The organism is Mitsuaria sp. PDC51, from assembly GCF_900113225.1.
Classification (GTDB): Bacteria; Pseudomonadota; Gammaproteobacteria; order Burkholderiales; family Burkholderiaceae_C; genus Roseateles.
The window spans coordinates 30832-47686 of record NZ_FOZE01000002.1; the positions used below are offsets into that span (position 1 = coordinate 30832).

At 69.6% G+C, this 16855-nt stretch carries 14 protein-coding genes; 7 read left to right on the top strand and 7 right to left on the bottom strand.

Translation table 11 applies throughout. The annotated features are described in order from the left end of the window. Positions 1 to 56: 56 nt before the first annotated feature. From dxs to xseB, 3 genes are read right to left on the bottom strand one after another with little or no spacing between them, the layout of a single operon-like run. Positions 57 to 2015 carry a 1-deoxy-D-xylulose-5-phosphate synthase gene (gene dxs / locus BM393_RS11540; protein WP_091725438.1) on the bottom strand — a complete coding sequence of 653 codons (1959 nt, stop codon included), beginning with the start codon at positions 2013 to 2015 and terminating at the stop codon, positions 57 to 59. A gap of 23 nt (positions 2016 to 2038) precedes the next feature. After that, the gene (locus BM393_RS11545; protein WP_091725440.1) at positions 2039 to 2926 is read right to left on the bottom strand and encodes a polyprenyl synthetase family protein; all 888 of its coding nucleotides are present in this window, start codon (positions 2924 to 2926) and stop codon (positions 2039 to 2041) included. Continuing rightward, positions 2927 to 3187 (bottom strand): exodeoxyribonuclease VII small subunit, encoded by a 261-nt coding sequence (gene xseB / locus BM393_RS11550; RefSeq protein ID WP_091725443.1) that lies wholly within the window; start codon positions 3185 to 3187, stop codon positions 2927 to 2929. A gap of 390 nt (positions 3188 to 3577) precedes the next feature. Between xseB and BM393_RS11555 the strand changes: the two genes are divergently transcribed. The 4 genes from BM393_RS11555 to BM393_RS11570 all read left to right on the top strand — a co-directional run bounded on the left by BM393_RS11555 (position 3578) and on the right by BM393_RS11570 (position 7225). Next, positions 3578 to 4696, top strand: coding sequence for an aromatic ring-hydroxylating dioxygenase subunit alpha (locus tag BM393_RS11555; RefSeq protein ID WP_091725445.1), 1119 nt, complete (start codon positions 3578 to 3580; stop codon positions 4694 to 4696). A 127-nt stretch (positions 4697 to 4823) separates the two neighbouring features. Continuing rightward, entirely contained in the window at positions 4824 to 5720 is an 897-nt protein-coding gene (locus BM393_RS11560) for a DMT family transporter (protein WP_175538310.1), read from the top strand. Positions 5721 to 5726: 6 nt separating this feature from the next. After that, entirely contained in the window at positions 5727 to 6635 is a 909-nt protein-coding gene (locus tag BM393_RS11565; RefSeq protein ID WP_091725449.1) for a sulfurtransferase, read from the top strand. Between the two features lie 131 nt (positions 6636 to 6766). Next, the gene (locus tag BM393_RS11570) at positions 6767 to 7225 is read left to right on the top strand and encodes a universal stress protein (RefSeq protein ID WP_091725452.1); all 459 of its coding nucleotides are present in this window, start codon (positions 6767 to 6769) and stop codon (positions 7223 to 7225) included. A gap of 57 nt (positions 7226 to 7282) precedes the next feature. On the opposite strand, the gene BM393_RS11575 is transcribed toward BM393_RS11570, so the two are convergent. Continuing rightward, positions 7283 to 8059, bottom strand: a complete 777-nt coding sequence (locus tag BM393_RS11575) for a ZIP family metal transporter (protein ID WP_091725455.1) — start codon at positions 8057 to 8059, stop codon at positions 7283 to 7285. An 89-nt stretch (positions 8060 to 8148) separates the two neighbouring features. After that, entirely contained in the window at positions 8149 to 9075 is a 927-nt protein-coding gene (locus tag BM393_RS11580) for a dienelactone hydrolase family protein (protein WP_091725457.1), read from the bottom strand. 168 nt (positions 9076 to 9243) lie between these two features. Between BM393_RS11580 and BM393_RS11585 the strand changes: the two genes are divergently transcribed. After that, entirely contained in the window at positions 9244 to 10758 is a 1515-nt protein-coding gene (locus BM393_RS11585; RefSeq protein ID WP_091725460.1) for a Ppx/GppA phosphatase family protein, read from the top strand. A gap of 226 nt (positions 10759 to 10984) precedes the next feature. Here BM393_RS11585 and ppk1 read toward each other — a convergent pair whose 3' ends face one another. Beyond that, positions 10985 to 13045 carry a polyphosphate kinase 1 gene (ppk1, locus tag BM393_RS11590; protein WP_091725462.1) on the bottom strand — a complete coding sequence of 687 codons (2061 nt, stop codon included), beginning with the start codon at positions 13043 to 13045 and terminating at the stop codon, positions 10985 to 10987. 154 nt (positions 13046 to 13199) lie between these two features. Then, positions 13200 to 14156: a UDP-2,3-diacylglucosamine diphosphatase gene (locus tag BM393_RS11595; protein WP_404932608.1), complete on the bottom strand. Its 957-nt coding sequence runs from the start codon at positions 14154 to 14156 to the stop codon at positions 13200 to 13202. On the opposite strand from BM393_RS11595, the gene BM393_RS11600 reads away from it, so the two are divergent. Further along, positions 14155 to 15087 carry a hypothetical protein gene (locus BM393_RS11600; protein WP_091725467.1) on the top strand — a complete coding sequence of 311 codons (933 nt, stop codon included), beginning with the start codon at positions 14155 to 14157 and terminating at the stop codon, positions 15085 to 15087. The two genes, BM393_RS11595 and BM393_RS11600, sit on opposite strands and share 2 nt — an antisense overlap. Next, entirely contained in the window at positions 15084 to 16832 is a 1749-nt protein-coding gene (gene recJ / locus BM393_RS11605; RefSeq protein WP_091725471.1) for a single-stranded-DNA-specific exonuclease RecJ, read from the top strand. The genes BM393_RS11600 and recJ overlap by 4 nt, the downstream gene beginning before the upstream one ends. Positions 16833 to 16855: the final 23 nt, after the last annotated feature.

Below are 16855 nucleotides of genomic sequence, written 5' to 3' on the forward strand. Positions count from 1 at the left end.
TGGGTTCGACATGGTCAGCCGGTCCACTCGAAGGACCGGGCGGCCTCAGCGGCGGATCACTGATTGGCGACGGACCGCAGCACCGGCGCGGCGGCCGGCACCGACAGGAAACGCGCGCGGATCGCCTGCTCGATGCCCGCCGCGTCGAGGCCGCACTGGGCCATCAGCTTGCCGGGCTCGCCGTGCTCCACGTACTCGTCGGGCAGGCCCAGCTGCAGCACCGGCACCGCCAGGCCTTCCGCCTGCAGCGCTTCCAGCACCGCGCTGCCGGCACCGCCCATGACGCAACCGTCCTCGACGGTCACCAGGGCATCGTGCGTGCGGGCCAGTTCCTTGACGAGCTGGACGTCCAGCGGCTTCACGAAGCGCATGTTGGCGACGCTCGCGTCCAGCGCCTCGGCCGCCTTCAGCGCCGGGTGCAGCAGCGTGCCGAAAGCCAGGATCGCCACGCGCGGCGCGGCGCGGCCGGCGGTCTGCGGCAGCGACGACTGACGACGCATCTCGCCCTTGCCCCAGGGCAAGGCGACCATGTCCTTCTTGATCTCGGCGCCGATGCCGGCACCGCGCGGGTAGCGGACCGTCACCGGGCCGTCGTGCAGGTGACCGGTGTACAAGGCCTGGCGGCACTCGTTCTCATCCGACGGCGTGATCACGCTCATGTTCGGAATGCAGCGCGTGAAGGCGATGTCGTAGTTGCCGGCATGCGTCGCGCCGTCGGCGCCGACCAGGCCAGCGCGGTCGAGCGCGAACAGCACCGGCAGGTTCTGCAGCGCCACGTCGTGGACCAGTTGGTCGTAGCCGCGCTGCAGGAAGGTCGAGTAGATCGCCACCACCGGCCGCAGGCCCTCACAGGCCAGGCCACCGGCGAAGGTGATCGCGTGCTGCTCGGCGATGCCGACGTCGTAGTAGCGCGTCGGGAAGCGCTTGTGGAACTCGACCATGCCCGAGCCCTCGCGCATCGCCGGCGTGATGCCGACCAGCGTCGGATCGGCCTCGGCCATGTCGCAGAGCCAGTCGCCGAAGACCTGGGTGAAGGTCTTCTTCGCCGGCGTGGTGGACGGCTTGATGCCTTCGGCCGGGTTGAAGGGCGTGGGGCCGTGGTACTTGACCGGGTCGGCCTCGGCCAGCTTGTAGCCCTGGCCCTTGCGCGTGACCAGGTGCAGGAATTGCGGGCCCTTCTTGTCGCGCAGGTTCTCCAGCGTGGGGATCAGCGCGTCCAGGTCGTGGCCGTCGATCGGGCCGACGTAGTTGAAGCCGAATTCCTCGAAGATCGTGCCGGGCACGAACATGCCCTTGGTGTGCTCCTCGAAGCGGCGCGCGAATTCATACAGCGGCGTGTGCTTGAGCACCGACTTCGCGCCTTCGCGCGCGGCGGCGTAGAACTTGCCGCTCATCAGCCGGGTGAAGTACTTGTTGAGCGCGCCCACCGGAGGGCTGATCGACATGTCGTTGTCGTTCAGGATCACCAGCACGTCGCCCAGCAGGCCGCCATGGGCGACGCCGGCGTTGTTCAGCGCCTCGAAGGCCATGCCGGCGGTCATCGCGCCGTCGCCGATGATCGCGACCACGCGGCGCGATTCACCCTTGAGCTTGGCGCCCATCGCCATGCCGTGCGCGGCCGAGATCGAGGTGCTCGAGTGCGCCGTGCCGAAGGTGTCGTACTCGCTCTCGTCGCGGCGCGGGAAACCGGAAATGCCGCCTTGCTGGCGCAGCGTGGCCATCGCGTCACGGCGGCCGGTGAGGATCTTGTGCGGATAGGTCTGGTGACCCACGTCCCACACCAGCCGGTCGCGCGGCGTGTCGTAGACGTAATGCAGCGCGATCGTCATCTCGACGGTGCCGAGGTTCGACGACAGGTGGCCGCCGGTCTTGGACACGCTGTTCAGGATGTGCGCGCGGACCTCGTCCGCCAGTTGCGGCAACTGGCTGCGCGACAGGCGCCGCAGGTCCGCGGGGCTGTCGATCGCGCCGAGCAGCGTCTGCGAAGCCGTCGCGGTGGTGGTGTTCTCGCTCATGGCCTGGCCTCTCTCTCGCCGGTTCAGTTGTCGCGCTCGACCACCTTGTCAGCCAGCAGGCTGAGCCAGGCGGTGTCGGCCAGGCCGCTGGCGGCGAGGGCCTGATGGGCCTCGTCGCGCAGGCGCAGCGCGTAGGCGCGGGCGGGCTCCAGGCCCAGCACGCTGACGTAGGTCGGCTTGTTGTTGTCCTGATCCTTGCCGGCGGTCTTGCCGAGCACGTCGCTGTCCTGGGTGACGTCCAGGATGTCGTCGACCACCTGGAAGGCCAGGCCGATCGCGGCGCCGTAGCGGCTCAGCGCCTCCCAGGCGGCGGGGGGCAGGTCGCCGCTCGCCGCGCCCATCAGGACGCTGGCCTGCAGCAGGACGCCGGTCTTGCGCCGGTGCATGTCGCGCAGCGCGGCCTCGTCCAGCGGCTTGCCGATGCTGGCCAGGTCGATCGCCTGGCCGCCGGCCATGCCGTCATAGCCGCTGGCGCGCGCCAGCAGGCGGCAGAGCTTGGCCTGCAGCGCGGGCGGGAGGCCCTCGTCCGGCGTCAGCACGTCGAAGGCCAGCGCCTGCATCGCGTCGCCGGCCAGCATGGCCTGCGCCTCGCCGTACTGCACGTGCAGCGTCGGCTTGCCGCGGCGCAGCACGTCGTTGTCCATGCAGGGCATGTCGTCGTGCGCCAGCGAATAGGCATGGATCAGTTCCACCGCGCAGGCCGCGCGCAACGCCGCCTCGCGCTGCCCGCCGACGGCTTCCGCCGCGGCCAGCACCAGCAGCGGACGCAGGCGCTTGCCGGCGCCCAGCACCGCGTAGCGCATGGCCTCACCGAGGCCGGCCGGGGCGCCCGCGGGCACCCAGGCCTCCAGCGCCTGCTCGACTTCCTCAAGCGACTGCTTCACCCAACGTTCGAAGACACCGGCATCCAATTACTCTTCTCCCCAAGCCTGCGCGCCGCCACCTTCGATGACCTGTACTTGTTGTTCGACGGCCTGGAGCCGCGCGCGGCAGTAGTTGAGCAATGCGGCCCCCCGCTGGTAACTGGCCAGTAACTGGTCCAGCGGCAGTTGACCGGCCTCCATGGCCTGCACCAGACGTTCCAACTCCTCGACCGCCAATTCATAACTGGCGGGCTCCTGCTCCTGGGACGTGGGCGGCGCCGACTTGGCGCTGGCGGAAGGCTTGCTCATTTCAAAACGCGAAAAGGCCGATTGTAAGCACCGGCACTCCCCCGCCTGGGGTCCGACTGTCGGGGGATGTGAATCGAGCGCCACAGGCGTCAGCGGGTGTTTCCGGGTGACGGACCGCTTCGTCGGCCTCCTGCCTCCCCCTGAAGGGGCGGTCCGGGTACAATCACCGGTTCCTTTGCCTGCTCCGTTGTCCCCCAAAGGGCCCGGCAGTCATCGGGGCGACTTCCCGGCCGGGGCCCCAACCGCGTTCGCTCGCGGCGCCGCGCGGCCATCGCCCCCGAGCTCCGGCAGCGTCCGGCGTTGTTTCACTCAGTCCCACATGCCGGCCCGTCCAATCTGGGGGGCGGCCGGTCACGGTTGACATTGGTGTCTTGGAGACCCTCTTGGATCATGTCCGACCTGAGCATCCCTCTCAGCCCGCTTGAACGCAGCACGGCCCCCAGCCACCTCCAGCTGCCTGTCACCTCCTACTTCGACGAGGACCTGTTCCGCCGCGAACAGGAACTGATCTTCCAGCACGGTCCCCGCTACCTCGGCCATGCGCTGGCCGTGCCCGAGGTCGGCGACTACTACGCCCTGCCGCAGGAAGGCGAAGGTCGGGCGATCGTGCGCGGCCCGCAGGGCCTGGAGCTGATCTCCAACGTCTGCCGCCACCGCCAGGCGGTGATGCTGCGGGGCCGCGGCAACACGCGCAGCCACATCGTCTGCCCGCTGCACCGCTGGACCTACGACCTCAAGGGCGAGCTCGTCGGCGCGCCCCACTTCAAGCAGGACCCCTGCCTGCACCTGAACCGCTACAAGATCCGCGAGTGGAACGGCCTGCTGTTCGAGGACAACGGCCGCGACATCGCCGCCGACCTGGCCCGGCTGGGCCCGCGCGGCGCGCTGGACTTCAGCGGCTACCAGCTCGACAAGGTCCATGTCCACGAGTGCGACTACAACTGGAAGACCTTCATCGAGGTCTACCTGGAGGACTACCACGTCGGCCCGTTCCACCCGGGGCTGGGCCAGTTCGTCGCCTGCGACGACCTGGCGTGGGAGTTCGGTCGCGACTATTCGGTGCAGACGGTCGGCGTCAACAAGGCGCTGGAAAAGCCGGGCTCCGCGGTCTACGCCAAGTGGCATGAGCAGGTGCTGGGCTTCTCGGGCGGGCAGTCGCCCGACCAGGGCGCGATCTGGCTGACCTACTACCCCAACATCATGGTGGAGTGGTACCCCAACGTGCTGGTGGTCTCGACGCTGTTCCCCAAGGGCGCGCAGAAGACCACCAACATCGTGGAGTTCTATTACCCCGAGGAAATCGTCGCCTTCGAGCGTGACTTCGTCGAAGCCCAGCAGGCGGCCTACATGGAAACCTGTGTCGAGGACGACGAGATCGCGCTGCGCATGGACGCCGGCCGCAAGGCGCTGATGGAGCGGGGCGACAACGAGGTCGGCCCGTACCAGACGCCGATGGAGGACGGCATGAAGCACTTCCACGAGTGGTACCGGGCGCTGATGAAGCGCTGATCCGGTCCCCGCCCCGTCCCCACCCGCATCGCCCTCCGGTGCGCACAACGCCCCGCTCTTGCGGGGCGTTCGCTTTTGCGGGTCCCCACAACAGGGCGGGCCGGCCTTCGGCGCGAGAATCCCCCGCATGTCTGCACCCCTTCTGATGGTGTTGGCGACCTTGCTGTTCGCCACCATGGGCGTCTGCGTCAAGCTGGCCTCGGCCTACTACGGCGCCGGCGAGATCGTCATGTACCGCGGCCTGGTCGGCACGCTGTTCCTGTTCGCGATGACGCGGGTGAAGGGGCTGTCGCTGAAGACCACCGTGCCGGCGATGCACTTCTGGCGCAGCCTGTCGGGGGTGATCGCGCTGTCGCTGTGGTTCTTCGCAATCAGCAAGCTGCCGCTGGCCACCGCGATGACGCTCAACTACATGTCGTCGGTGTGGATGGCGCTGTTCCTGATCGGCGGGGCGGTGCTGATGGGCGCGGCCAAGGTCGATCCCCGGCTGATCATCACGGTGCTGCTGGGCTTCCTCGGCGTCGGCCTGGTGCTGCAGCCGGCGATGGAAGACCAGCAGGTCTGGCACGGCCTGGCGGGCCTGGCGTCCGGCATGCTGTCGGCGATGGCCTACCTGCAGGTGACGTCGCTGGGCCGCGCCGGCGAGCCCGAGTACCGCATCGTCTTCTACTTCTCGATGGGCGGCGTGGTCGCCGGCGCGCTGACGACCATCGCCTCGCACGGCGGCTGGCATGGCCACACCTGGACCGGCGCGGCACTGCTGCTGGCCGTCGGCGTGCTGGCCACGGCGGCCCAACTGCTGATGACGCGCGCCTACGGCACCGGCAAGCCGCTGGTGAACGCGTCGCTCCAATACCTGGGCATCGTGTTCTCGGCGTTGTATGGTGTGCTCCTTTTCGGCGACCGGCTGGGCCTGGCCTCCTGGATCGGCATCCTGCTGATCGTGGGCGCGGGCCTGGGGGCGACGCTGTTGCGCGCCCGGAACACCCCCAAGGACGCCCAGCACTCGGTCCAGGAATCCTGAAGCGCCATGACGACCTCCGCGACGACCCCGACCAGCTCCACAGTCTCCGCCCCCACTCCCCCCCGCCTTGATGGCCTGATCTCCGTCGGGCAGTTGCAGGCGCTGCTGGCGTCCGACGCACCGCCGCTGGTCGTCGATGTCCGCTTCGACCTGACCGACACCTCGGCCGGCGAGCGCGCCTACGCCGCCGGCCACATTCCTGGCGCCTTCTACCTCCACCTGGACCGCGACCTCAGCGGCGCGAAGCAGGACGCCTTCGGCGTTTTCCGCGGCCGCCATCCGCTGCCGGACCGGGCCGCCTTCGCCGCCCTGCTGGGGGAACTGGGCCTGCGTTCGGGCCGAACCCTGGTGGCCTACGACGCGGCCGACGGCATGTACGGCGCGCGGGTCTGGTGGATGCTGCGCTGGCTGGGCCATGCGGACGTCGCGGTGCTGGACGGGGGCTTCGCGGCCTGGCAACAGGCGGGGGGCGCGGTGAGCACCGACCTGCCCACCGCCACGGCCGGCGCCTTCACGCCGGGCGCTCCGCTCGAGGAACCGCTCAGCGCGCAGGAGCTGCTCGGCCAGCTCGGCAAGGTCCGGCTGATCGATGCCCGTGCCGGTGAGCGCTTTCGCGGCGAAGTCGAGCCGCTCGATGCCCAGGCCGGCCACATCCCGGGCGCGACGAACCGCTTCTTCAAGTCCAACCTGAGCGCCGACGGCCGGTTCAAGGCGCCGGCGCTGCTGCGCGAGGAGTTCGCGGCGCTGCTCGGCCCCCAAGGGGCGGACGCGACCGTGCACCAGTGCGGGTCGGGCGTGACGGCCTGCCACAACCTGCTGGCGATGCACCATGCCGGACTGTCCGGCAGCCGGCTCTATCCCGGCTCCTGGAGCGAATGGAGCGCCAACCCGCGTTTCCCGCTGGCGAAAGGCTGACGGACGGCCCTTATTGACAACGCGCATGGTGCGAGCACCATGGGAAGCTCAGACTGCGACGGCAAGCCCTGACCCCACCTCGGTGGGGGCCGGCCCACCCAGCCCACCCGCTCGTTTGAAGGAGGCTCGCCATGTTCCAGCGCATCCTGATCCCCACCGACGGCTCCGACATCACCGCCAAGGCGATCGATACCGCCGTCAAGCTCGCGAAGTTCCACGGCGCCAAGCTGTTCGCCATCAGCGTCAAGGAACCCTTCCCCTACAGCGCCGTGTCGGAGATGCAGCCGACGCCGCCCCAGGAGTTCTTCGACGCCCAGGAGCGCATCGCGCAGGAACGCCTCGGACAGGTGCTGGCGCTGGCGCGCGGCCAGGGCCTGGAGATCGAAGCCCACAGCGTGGAGGCGCTGCATCCCTGGGAAGCCATCATCGAGCACGCCAAGCGCGTCGATGCCGACCTGCTGGTGATGGCCACGCACGGGCGGCGCGGGCTGCAGGCGCTGCTGCTCGGCAGCGAAACGCAGAAGGTGCTGACCCACTGCGCCTTCCCGGTACTGGTGGTGCACGGCGAGGGAGCGTCGCCGTCCCAATAAGGCACTCCCCGGCACGCCACATGACCGCAGCGCCCTCCCGGGCGCTGCCGGCCGGCTTCAGTGGGAGTGCTTCCCGCCCACGACGATCAGCACGAAGACGATGCCCACGCCCAGCCACAGCAGCTGCAGCGCGGTGTCCTTCCAGGGCAGCCGGCGCTGAAGCTGCGGGATCAGATCGGCGACCGAGACATAAACGAAGCTGCTGGACGCCGCCACCAGCAGGTAGGGGAACAGCTGCTGCCACGGCCCCACGATGTAGTAGCCGACCAGCCCGCCGACCACCGCCGCCATGCCGGACACCGCATTGAAGAACAGCGCCTTCTTGCGCGAGAACCCCGCGTTCAGCAGCACGATGTAGTCGCCGACCTCCTGCGGGATCTCATGCGCCACGATCGCCATCGCGGTGACCCAGCCCAGATGATGATCCGCGAGGAACGCGGCCGCGATGATGATCCCGTCGCAGAAGTTGTGGATCGAATCCCCCACCAGCACCGACAACCCACCCCGCCCGGCCTGTTCCCGGTCGAAATGGTGATGGTGGTGGTGCCCGTCCCCCTCGTGGTGGTGGGTGTGGCGGTAGAGCTCGGCCTTCTCCAGCAGGAAGAAGAACATCAGCCCGCCCAGCAACGCCAGGAAGAGGTTGTGCGGATCGGCGCCGCTCTCGAAGGCCTCCGGCAGCACATGCAGCAGCGCGGTCGACAGGAGCACGCCGGTGGACAGGCTCACCAGGTGCTTCACGATGCGGCTCAGCAGGCCGACCGTCAGCATCGCCGCGATCGTCACGGAGGCCAGACCGCCAGCGAAGGTCACCAGCAGGATGTAGGTCAGGGTCATGGATAAAAAAGGCGCACCACGTGGGGTGCGCCGGATGGGGTTCCGAAAATTGTCTCAGAGTCGTCAAGCCCCCCTTGCGCCGGGGACGTTCACATCCCGTGCTGCTTGAACCAGGCCTGGCAGCGCGCCCATCCGTCCTTGGCGGGATCGGGCCGGTAGCTGGGGCGGTAATCGGCATGGAAGGCGTGGCCGGCGTCAGGGTAGACGACAAACTCGCTGGCCTTGGCCGCCGCGCTGCCTTGTTTGAGCGCCTCCTGCATCGCGGCGACGGTCGAGACCGGGATGCCGTTGTCCTGCGCACCGTACAAGCCCAGCACCGGGGCGTTCAGCTGGGCCGCGACGTCGATCGGGTGCTTCGGCGTCATCGCATTGGTCTGGCCCTGCAGGCGGCCGTACCACGCCACGCCGACCTTCAGCTCGCGGCTGTGGGCGGCGTACAGCCAGACGATCCGGCCGCCCCAGCAAAAGCCGGTGATCCCCAGCTTGGAGGTGTTGCCGCCCATTCCCTTCGCCCAGGCCACCGCCGCGTCCAGGTCGTTCAGGACCTGCGCGTCAGGTGTGCGTTGGATGATCTCGGTCTGCAGCTTGGCGATGTCCGAATAGACCTTCGCATCGCCTTGACGCGCGAACAGGTCGGGCGCGACTGCCAGGTAGCCCAGCTTGGCGAAGCGGCGCGCGACATCGGCGATGTGCTCGTGCACGCCGAAGATCTCGCTGACCACCAGCACCACCGGCGCCTGCTTCTTGCCCGCCGGCTGCGCGACATAGGCCGGCATCTTGAAGTCGCCGACCGGGATGCTGACCGGACCGGCATCCAGGCCCTGCGCGTCGGTGGTGACCGTCTGCGCCGTCACCGGCAGCACCGCCGCGGCGAAGCCGCTGCCCACCGCGGTACCGACGAAGGCGCGGCGACTGAAGCCCCGGCCCGGCGCCAGCGTGTCGATGTCGTCGCGGATCGCGTCGGCCAGTTCAGGGGACAGGCCGGCGGCATCGGCGCGGGAATCGGAATTCGTCATCTGCAGCTCCTCGTGGGGAATGCGGGGTGGAATGGATCCGAAGGTTCCGGACGGAACGCCGGATGCTATCCCGGTCGGCCGCCGGGCACCGGACCACGGCGTCGCGACAGCACGATGAAAGCACTTGGTTCCCGGCGGGCGGGCCAAAGACCGCGACAATCGCGCCCCATGACGCAAGCGCAAGTTCCTCCGATCCTGGCCGCCATCGACATGGGCTCCAACAGCTTCCGGCTCGAGCTGGCCCAGCTGCAGCACGGGCACTACCGCCGGCTGGACTACCTGAAGGAAACGGTGCGGCTGGGCGCGGGCCTGGATGCGATGAGCATGCTGACCGAAGAGGCAGCCCAGCGCGGCCTGGACTGCCTGCGGCGCTTCGCCGAGCGGCTCGCCGACCTGCCCGGCCGCCAGGTGCGCGCGGTGGCGACGCAGACGCTGCGTGAGGCGCGCAACCGCAACGCCTTCCTGGCGCGGGCGCAGGAGGTGCTGGGCCATCCGATCGAAGTCATCTCGGGCCGAGAGGAAGCGCGCCTGATCTACGCGGGCGTGGCGCGGCTGCAGACCGCGGAAGACCCCCGCCTGGTCATCGACATCGGCGGCCGATCCACCGAGATGATCCTGGGCCGCGGGCCGCAGCCGCTGGCCGCCGAGTCCTTCCAGATCGGCAGCGTCAGCCTCTCGATGCGCTTCTTCCCCGACGGCCGCTTCACCGCCGAGGCCTTCCGCGCCGCGCAGGTCGCCGCAGGCGCCGAGCTCGAGGAAGCCATCACCCAGTTCTCCCGCCAAGCCGCGCAGCCGCGCTGGAAGCAGGCCCTGGGCTCGTCGGGCACCGTCGGCGCGGTGGCCCAGATCCTCGCGGCGAACAACGTCAGCCCCGACGGCTCCATCACCCTCGACGGCCTGCGCTGGTGCATCGAGCAGTGCCTGCTCGCCGGGCGCATCGACGCGCTCAAGCTGCCCGGCCTCAAGGACGACCGGCGCGCCGTCGTCGGCGGCGGACTCTGCATCCTCTACACGCTGCTCACCCACTTCGACATCGAGCGCCTCCACCCCGCCAAGGGCGCGCTGCGCCAAGGCGTCATCTTCGACCTCGCCGAGCGCCTCGACCCCCGCCTGCTCGCCGCCGGGCGCGACATGCGCGAACAGTCCGTCGCCGAACTCCAGCGCCGCTTCGCCGTCGACCGCGATCAGGCCGGCCGCGTCCAGCAGATCGCCCAGCGGCTTCATGCGCAGCTCGCGCCGAAAGCCGAGGAAGAACATCGCCGCGAACTCGGCTGGGCCGCCGCGCTGCATGAGATCGGCATGATGGTCTCCCACCATGACCACCATCGCCACAGCGCCTACCTGCTCTCCCACGTCGACGCGCCAGGCTTCTCCCAAAATCAGCTCCGGCGCCTCGGAGACCTCGCGCTCGGTCAGCGGGGAGGACTCCGCAAGCTCGAAGAACAGCTCCAGGAAGAACCCATGATCTGGCAGCTGCTGGCGTTGCGACTCGCCGCCATCAAATGCCACGCGCGCAGCGAGGTCGACGCGACAGCCATCAAGCTGCGGCGCGAAGGGATGAACGTCATCATCGAAATGCGCAAGGGCTGGGCCGAAGCACATCCGCGGGCGCATTACCTGCTGCGCGAAGAATTGGACGCGTGGGGCAAGGTCGGGCGTGTGCAGTTGGCGTTGGAGGCTTGAAGGCAATGCGCTGACTGCAGGCGGGTGAGCGCGACAGGCATGGCCTGGGCCGGCGACTCGCGTCGGGCGGACGCCAACTCGCTCTGCTCACCTGCGGTTCGCGACGCTCAGACAGACGGCGTCCAAGTCAGTCATCCAGCCCGACACGAGTCGCCGGCCCAGGCCATGCCCGTCCAGGAACAGAGGTGGACGGCGTGGGGGTGGCGTGAACCTCGCGGGGACTTGGTCAGGGGTCCTCGTGGTACAGGCGCATCAGGGCTTGTTGCGCGCTGACGTGCAGCGGGGAATCCTCGGTGCCAATGCGCTGCGAGGTGCCGTCCGGGCCCAGTTGCCACGCGTCCAGACTGTCGTGCAGGTAGGGGGTCAGGCCCTCGTCGATGACGCGCTGGCGCAGCTTCGGATCAGTGATCGGCCAGGCCACCTCGATGCGACGCAACATGTTGCGCGCCATCCAGTCCGCGCTCGACAGGTACAAGGCCTCCTGCTCCTCCTTGCCCCAGCGGAAATAAAAGATCCGCGAGTGCTCGAGGAAGCGGCCCACCACCGAGCGCACCAGGATGTTGTCCGTCTCGCCCGGCAGGCCCGGCGGCAACATGCACGCGCCGCGCACGATCAGGTCCACCTTCGCGCCCGCGCGGCCCGCCCGCACGATCCCGTTGATGAGCTCCGCATCAGTCAGCGCATTGATCTTCAGCACCACCCGCGCCGGCTCGCCACGCCGCGCGGCCTCCTCCACCTGCGACAGCAGCTCGACCATCGTCCGGTGCAGGTTGAACGGCGCGAGCAGCAGCTTCTTCGGCGCCTTGAACTTCGACAGGGACGCCAACTGGCGGAACACCAGATCCATGTCCGCCGTCATCTCGGCATCGGCCGTCAGGTAGCCGAGGTCCGTGTAGAAACGCGCCGTCTTCGGGTTGTAGTTGCCGGTCGACAGGTGGCCGTAACGCCGCAGCTTGCCGCCCTCCCGGCGGGTGATCAGCATCAGCTTGGCATGCGTCTTCAGGCCGACGATGCCGTACACCACCTGTGCACCGACCGCCTCCAGCCGCTCCGCCCAGTTGATGTTGGCCTCCTCGTCGAAGCGCGCTTTCAGCTCGACGACCGCGAGGACCTCCTTGCCGCGGCGCGCCGCCTCGATCAGCAGGTCCGCCAGCACCGACTGGCTGCCGGTGCGGTAGATCGTCTGCTTGATGGCCAGGACGTCCGGATCCTCGACCGCCTCGCGCAGCAGCTGCACCACCGGCTCGAAGCTCTCGAACGGGTGATGCAGCATCACGTCGCCCTTGGTCCGCAGCTTGTCCAGGATCGACTTGCCCCGTGGCAGCCGCCCGGTCGGCCAACTCGGTTCATAGGGCCGGAAACGCAGGTCCTCGGCATCAGTCTGGTCGATCAGCTCGTTCAGGCGCACCAGGTTGACCGGCCCGTTGACCCGGTACAGCGCCGCCTCCGGCAGGTCGAATTGCTCCAGCAGGAAGCGCGAGAGTTCCTCGGGGCAGGTGTTGACCACCTCGAGCCGCACCGCGCGCCCGAAGTGACGCGTCGTGAGGCCCGAGCGCAGCGCATGCCGCAGGTTGGCGATCTCTTCCTCGTCGACCTCCAGGTCCGAATCCCGCGTGACGCGGAACTGCGAGAACGCCTCGACATGCCGGCCGGGGAACAGCTCCTCGAGGTGGGCGCGGATGACGCTGGTGAGCAGGACGAAGCTCTGCTTGCCGCCGCTGATCGCCGCCGGCACCTTGATCACGCGCGGCAGCACGCGCGGGACCTTGACGATGGCAATGCGGTTGTCGCGTCCGAGCGCGTCCTTGCCCGACAGCCGCGCGATGAAGTGCAGCGACTTGTTGGCCACCTGCGGGAACGGATGCGCCGGGTCCAGGCCCACCGGCACCAGCAGCGGCCGCACTTCCCGCTCGAAGAACCTGCTGACCCACGCGCGGATCTCGTCGGTGCGGTCGGCGTGGTTGAGGATCTGGATGTTGTGCTCGCGCAGGGCGGGCATGACCTGGTCGTTGAAGATCGCGTACTGCTGGTCGATCAGGTCATGGGCCGCGCGCCCGACGCGCTCCACGTCGCGCGGCGTCACCAGACCGCTGCCGTCCCGCTGCGCATCGAGCATGTCGGCGAAGCGCACCTCGAAGAACTCGTCGAGGTTGCTGGACACGATGCAGATGTAGCGCAGCCGCTCCAGCAGCGGCACGTCGACGCGCTGGGCCTGCGCCAGGACACGCCGGTTGAACTCGAGGATCGCGTTTTCGCGGTTGAGCAGCGGGACATCGGGCAAAGTCATGAACTCATTCTATGAAGCTGGTATGACAAGCCAGTGACCCTCTTTGGAGCCAGTCCGCAGGCGATGCGCGGCCCCGATGACCGACGCCGCGAGTCGTCTGGCGCCGCCCGGAGTTGGCGATGCGGGGGGGCGGGTCGCCCGAAGAGGGGACCCCTCAGGCGGGTTGGCGCATGGCGGCGGCGAGCGCCTGCGCCGCGTCCTGCTCGGCGCCGGAGCGCTGCCGCTCCGCCCAGTCCAGGATTTCCAGGTGCCCGTCCGCATGCTCGACCAGCGCCGTGAGGCTCTCGACCCAGTCGCCGTCGTTGGCGTAGGTGATGCCGTCGATGTCGCGCAACTCGGCGTGGTGGATATGGCCGCAGATCACGCCGTTGACGCCGCGCTTGCGGGCTTCGCGCGCCAGCGCTTCCTCGAACTCGCTGATGAAGGAGACGGCGCGCTTGACCTTGAGCTTCAGGTACTTGCTCAGGCTCCAGTACGGCAGCCCCAGGCGCGCGCGCATCGAGTTGAGGTGGCGGTTCAGCTTGAGCGTGAATTCATAGAGGCTGTCGCCGACGTAGGCCAGCCACTTGGCGTGCTGGATGACGCCGTCGAAGAGATCGCCGTGGGTGATCCAGAACTTGCGACCGTCGGCGGTCTCGTGGATCCACTCGTGCGCCACCTCGATGCCGCCGAAGCTGTGCTGCAGGTACTTGCGCGCGAATTCGTCATGGTTGCCCGGCACGTAGATCACCCGAGTGCCCTTGCGGGCCTTGCGCAGCAGCTTCTGCACCACGTCGTTGTGGGCCTGCGGCCAGTACCAGCTGCGGCGCAGCTGCCAGCCATCGACGATGTCGCCAACCAGGAAGAGCTGCTCGCACTCGACCTCGCGCAGGAAGTCCAGCAGGGCCCGCGCCTGGCAGCCGGGCGTGCCCAGGTGCAGGTCGGAGATCCACACCGTGCGCACCCGGATCGAGCCGCCCTCTTCCGCCTCGGCCCCAGGCGGTTCTTGCGAGACAGCGGCGGCCATGAGCGTGTCGGTCAGCATGGCCCCACAGGTTGCCGGGGCCGGATGAAAGCTTGATGACCGCCCGACGGGGGGCCTTCCGGGGGAACGCCGATAATCCGCCGCCATGCACCTGATGATCCCCTTCGCCAGTGCGCTGGATCCTCATTTCGAGGGTGCCCTGCGCGAGCTGGAGCTGCCGAACCTGAGCCACCTGCTCGGGCTGCTGGCGCCGGCCGGCGAGGTCGGCGACGCCGACGAGACCACCCCGATCCCTCCCCACGAACGTTTCCTGGCGCAAGCCCGCGGCATCACCGACGACCACCCGCCGCTGGCCGCCTGGCGCCTGCGCGCGGCCGGCCACGAGCCCGGCGACGCCGCCTGGGCGCTGCTGACGCCCGCCCACTTCGCCGTCGGCACCGAAGGGGTGACCGCGCTGGGCCCCGCCACGCTGGACCTGTCCGAGGACGAATCCCGCGCCTTCCTCGAGGCGCTCGCCACCGCGCTGTTCCCCGCCGACCAGGGCTGGCGCAGCGCCTGGTTGTCGCCGGGCGAATGGGCGGTCGCGCATGACGACCTGGACGGTCTCGAGGCCGCCAGCGTCGACCGCGTCCTGAATCGCGGCGTCGAGACCTGGTACCCGCGGGCGCGCCGCCTGCGCACGCTGCTCAACGAGGTCCAGATGCTGCTGCATGAGCACCCGCTCAACCAGGCCCGCGAGGAGCGCCGGCAACGCCCGCTGAACGCGGTGTGGATCAGCGGCTGCGGCCGCGATCGCGGCACCGCGCCGCCGGCGGACCTGGTGGTCGACGACCGCCTGCGCGGCCCGATGACCAGCGGCGACCTCTACGCCTGGAGCGAGGCCTGGAAGGCCCTCGACGCCGGCCCCATCGCGCAGGCGCTGGCCGCCGTGCGCGATGGCCGCCGCGTCTCGCTGACACTGGGCGGCGAGCGCCTGGCCCGCACCTGGACGCGCAAGGACGCGGGCAGCTGGCAGCGGCTCAAGGAGCGCTTCGCCCCGCCCCGGCTCAGCGTCGCCACCGCGCTGGAGAACCTGTGAGCAGCCCCCGCCTCCTGATCCGCGACGTCCCGCCGGACTCCGCCCATGCGCTGCAGCAGGCCGGCTTCTCGCCGCTGCTGTCGCGACTCTTCGCCGCGCGCGGCGTGTTGTCGCACGACGAGCTCGACCCGGACCTGAAACACCTGCTGCCGCCCGAAGGCCCTCAAGGCCTGCTGGGCATCGACAAGGCCGCCACGCTGCTGGCCGACGCGATCACGGCGGGCGAGCGCGTGTGCATCGTGGCCGATTACGACTGCGACGGCGCCACGGCCTGCGCGGTGATGCTGCGCGGGTTGGCGCTGCTGGGCGCGCGGCCGGGCACCCTCGGCTACGTGGTGCCCGATCGCGCGGTGCACGGCTACGGCCTGACGCCGACCATCGTGGAGCTCGCGCTCAAGCAGGAACCCCAGCTGCTGGTGACCGTCGACAACGGCATCGCGAGCCACGCCGGCGTCGCCTTCGCGCGCGCGCTCGGCCTGAAGGTGCTGGTCACCGACCATCACCTGCCCGCGGTCGGCCCCGACGGCGCGCCCACCATCCCCGACGCCGACGCGCTCGTGAACCCCAACCAGCCGGGCTGCCCCTTCCCGAGCAAGAGCCTCGCGGGCGTGGGCGTCGCGTTCTACGTGCTGACCGTGCTGCGCGGCGAATTGCGCCGGCGCGGCGCCTTCGGCGACGGCCCGCCGCCGCGGCTGGACGGCCTGCTGGACCTCGTCGCGCTCGGGACCGTGGCCGACGTGGTGCGGCTCGACGCCAACAACCGGCGGCTGGTCGCGCAGGGTCTGCGCCGCATGCGCGCGGGCCGCATGCAACCCGGCGTGCAGGCGCTGTTCACCGCGGCCGGACGCGACGCCACGCGCGCCAACAGCTTCGACCTGGGTTTCGCGCTCGGGCCCCGCATCAATGCGGCGGGCCGGCTCGAGGACATGACGCTGGGCATCACCTGCCTGACGACCGACGACACTGGCCAGGCGCTGGAGCTCGGCCGCGAGCTGGACCGCATCAACCGCGAGCGCCGCGAGATCGAGGCCGGCATGCAGGAGCAGGCGCTCGCGCTGCTGGAACGGTTGATGACCGACCCGCGCCTGAACGGCGCGCCGCCGCCGGCGCTCGCGCTCTTCGACGCGGACTTCCATGAAGGCGTCGTCGGCATCGTCGCCTCGCGGATCAAGGACCGGCTGCACCGGCCGGTGTTCGTCTTCGCCGAGGGCGCCGACGGACAGCTCAAGGGCTCGGGACGATCGATCCCCGGCTTCCACCTGCGCGACGCGCTGGACCTGGTGTCCAAGCGCCATCCGGAGCTGCTGCGCAAGTTCGGCGGCCACGCGATGGCGGCCGGCTGCACGCTCGCGCCGGGCGGTGTCGAGGCTTTCGCCGCCGCCTTCGAGGCGGTCGCGCGCGAGTGGCTGGACGAGTCCGCGTTGACCCGCACGCTGCGCACCGACGGCCCCTTGCCGCCGGAGGCGTTCTGCGCCGAGACGGTGCAGGAACTCGAGGCGCAGGTCTGGGGCCAGGCCTTCGAGGCACCGCTGTTCTGCGACCGCGTGCAAGTGGTGCACCAACGCCTGGTCGGCGAGCGCCACTTGAAGCTGCGGCTGCGCCAGGGCGCGATGCTGCGCGACGCGATCTGGTTCGGCCGGACCGAGCAGCTACCGGAGCAGGTCACCCTCGCCTACCGGCTCAGCCTCGACGAGTACCAGGGGCAGCAGCGCGTGCAGATGGTGGTGGAGGCGATGGCGGACTGAGCGGAGAAGGGCGACCGAGAAAG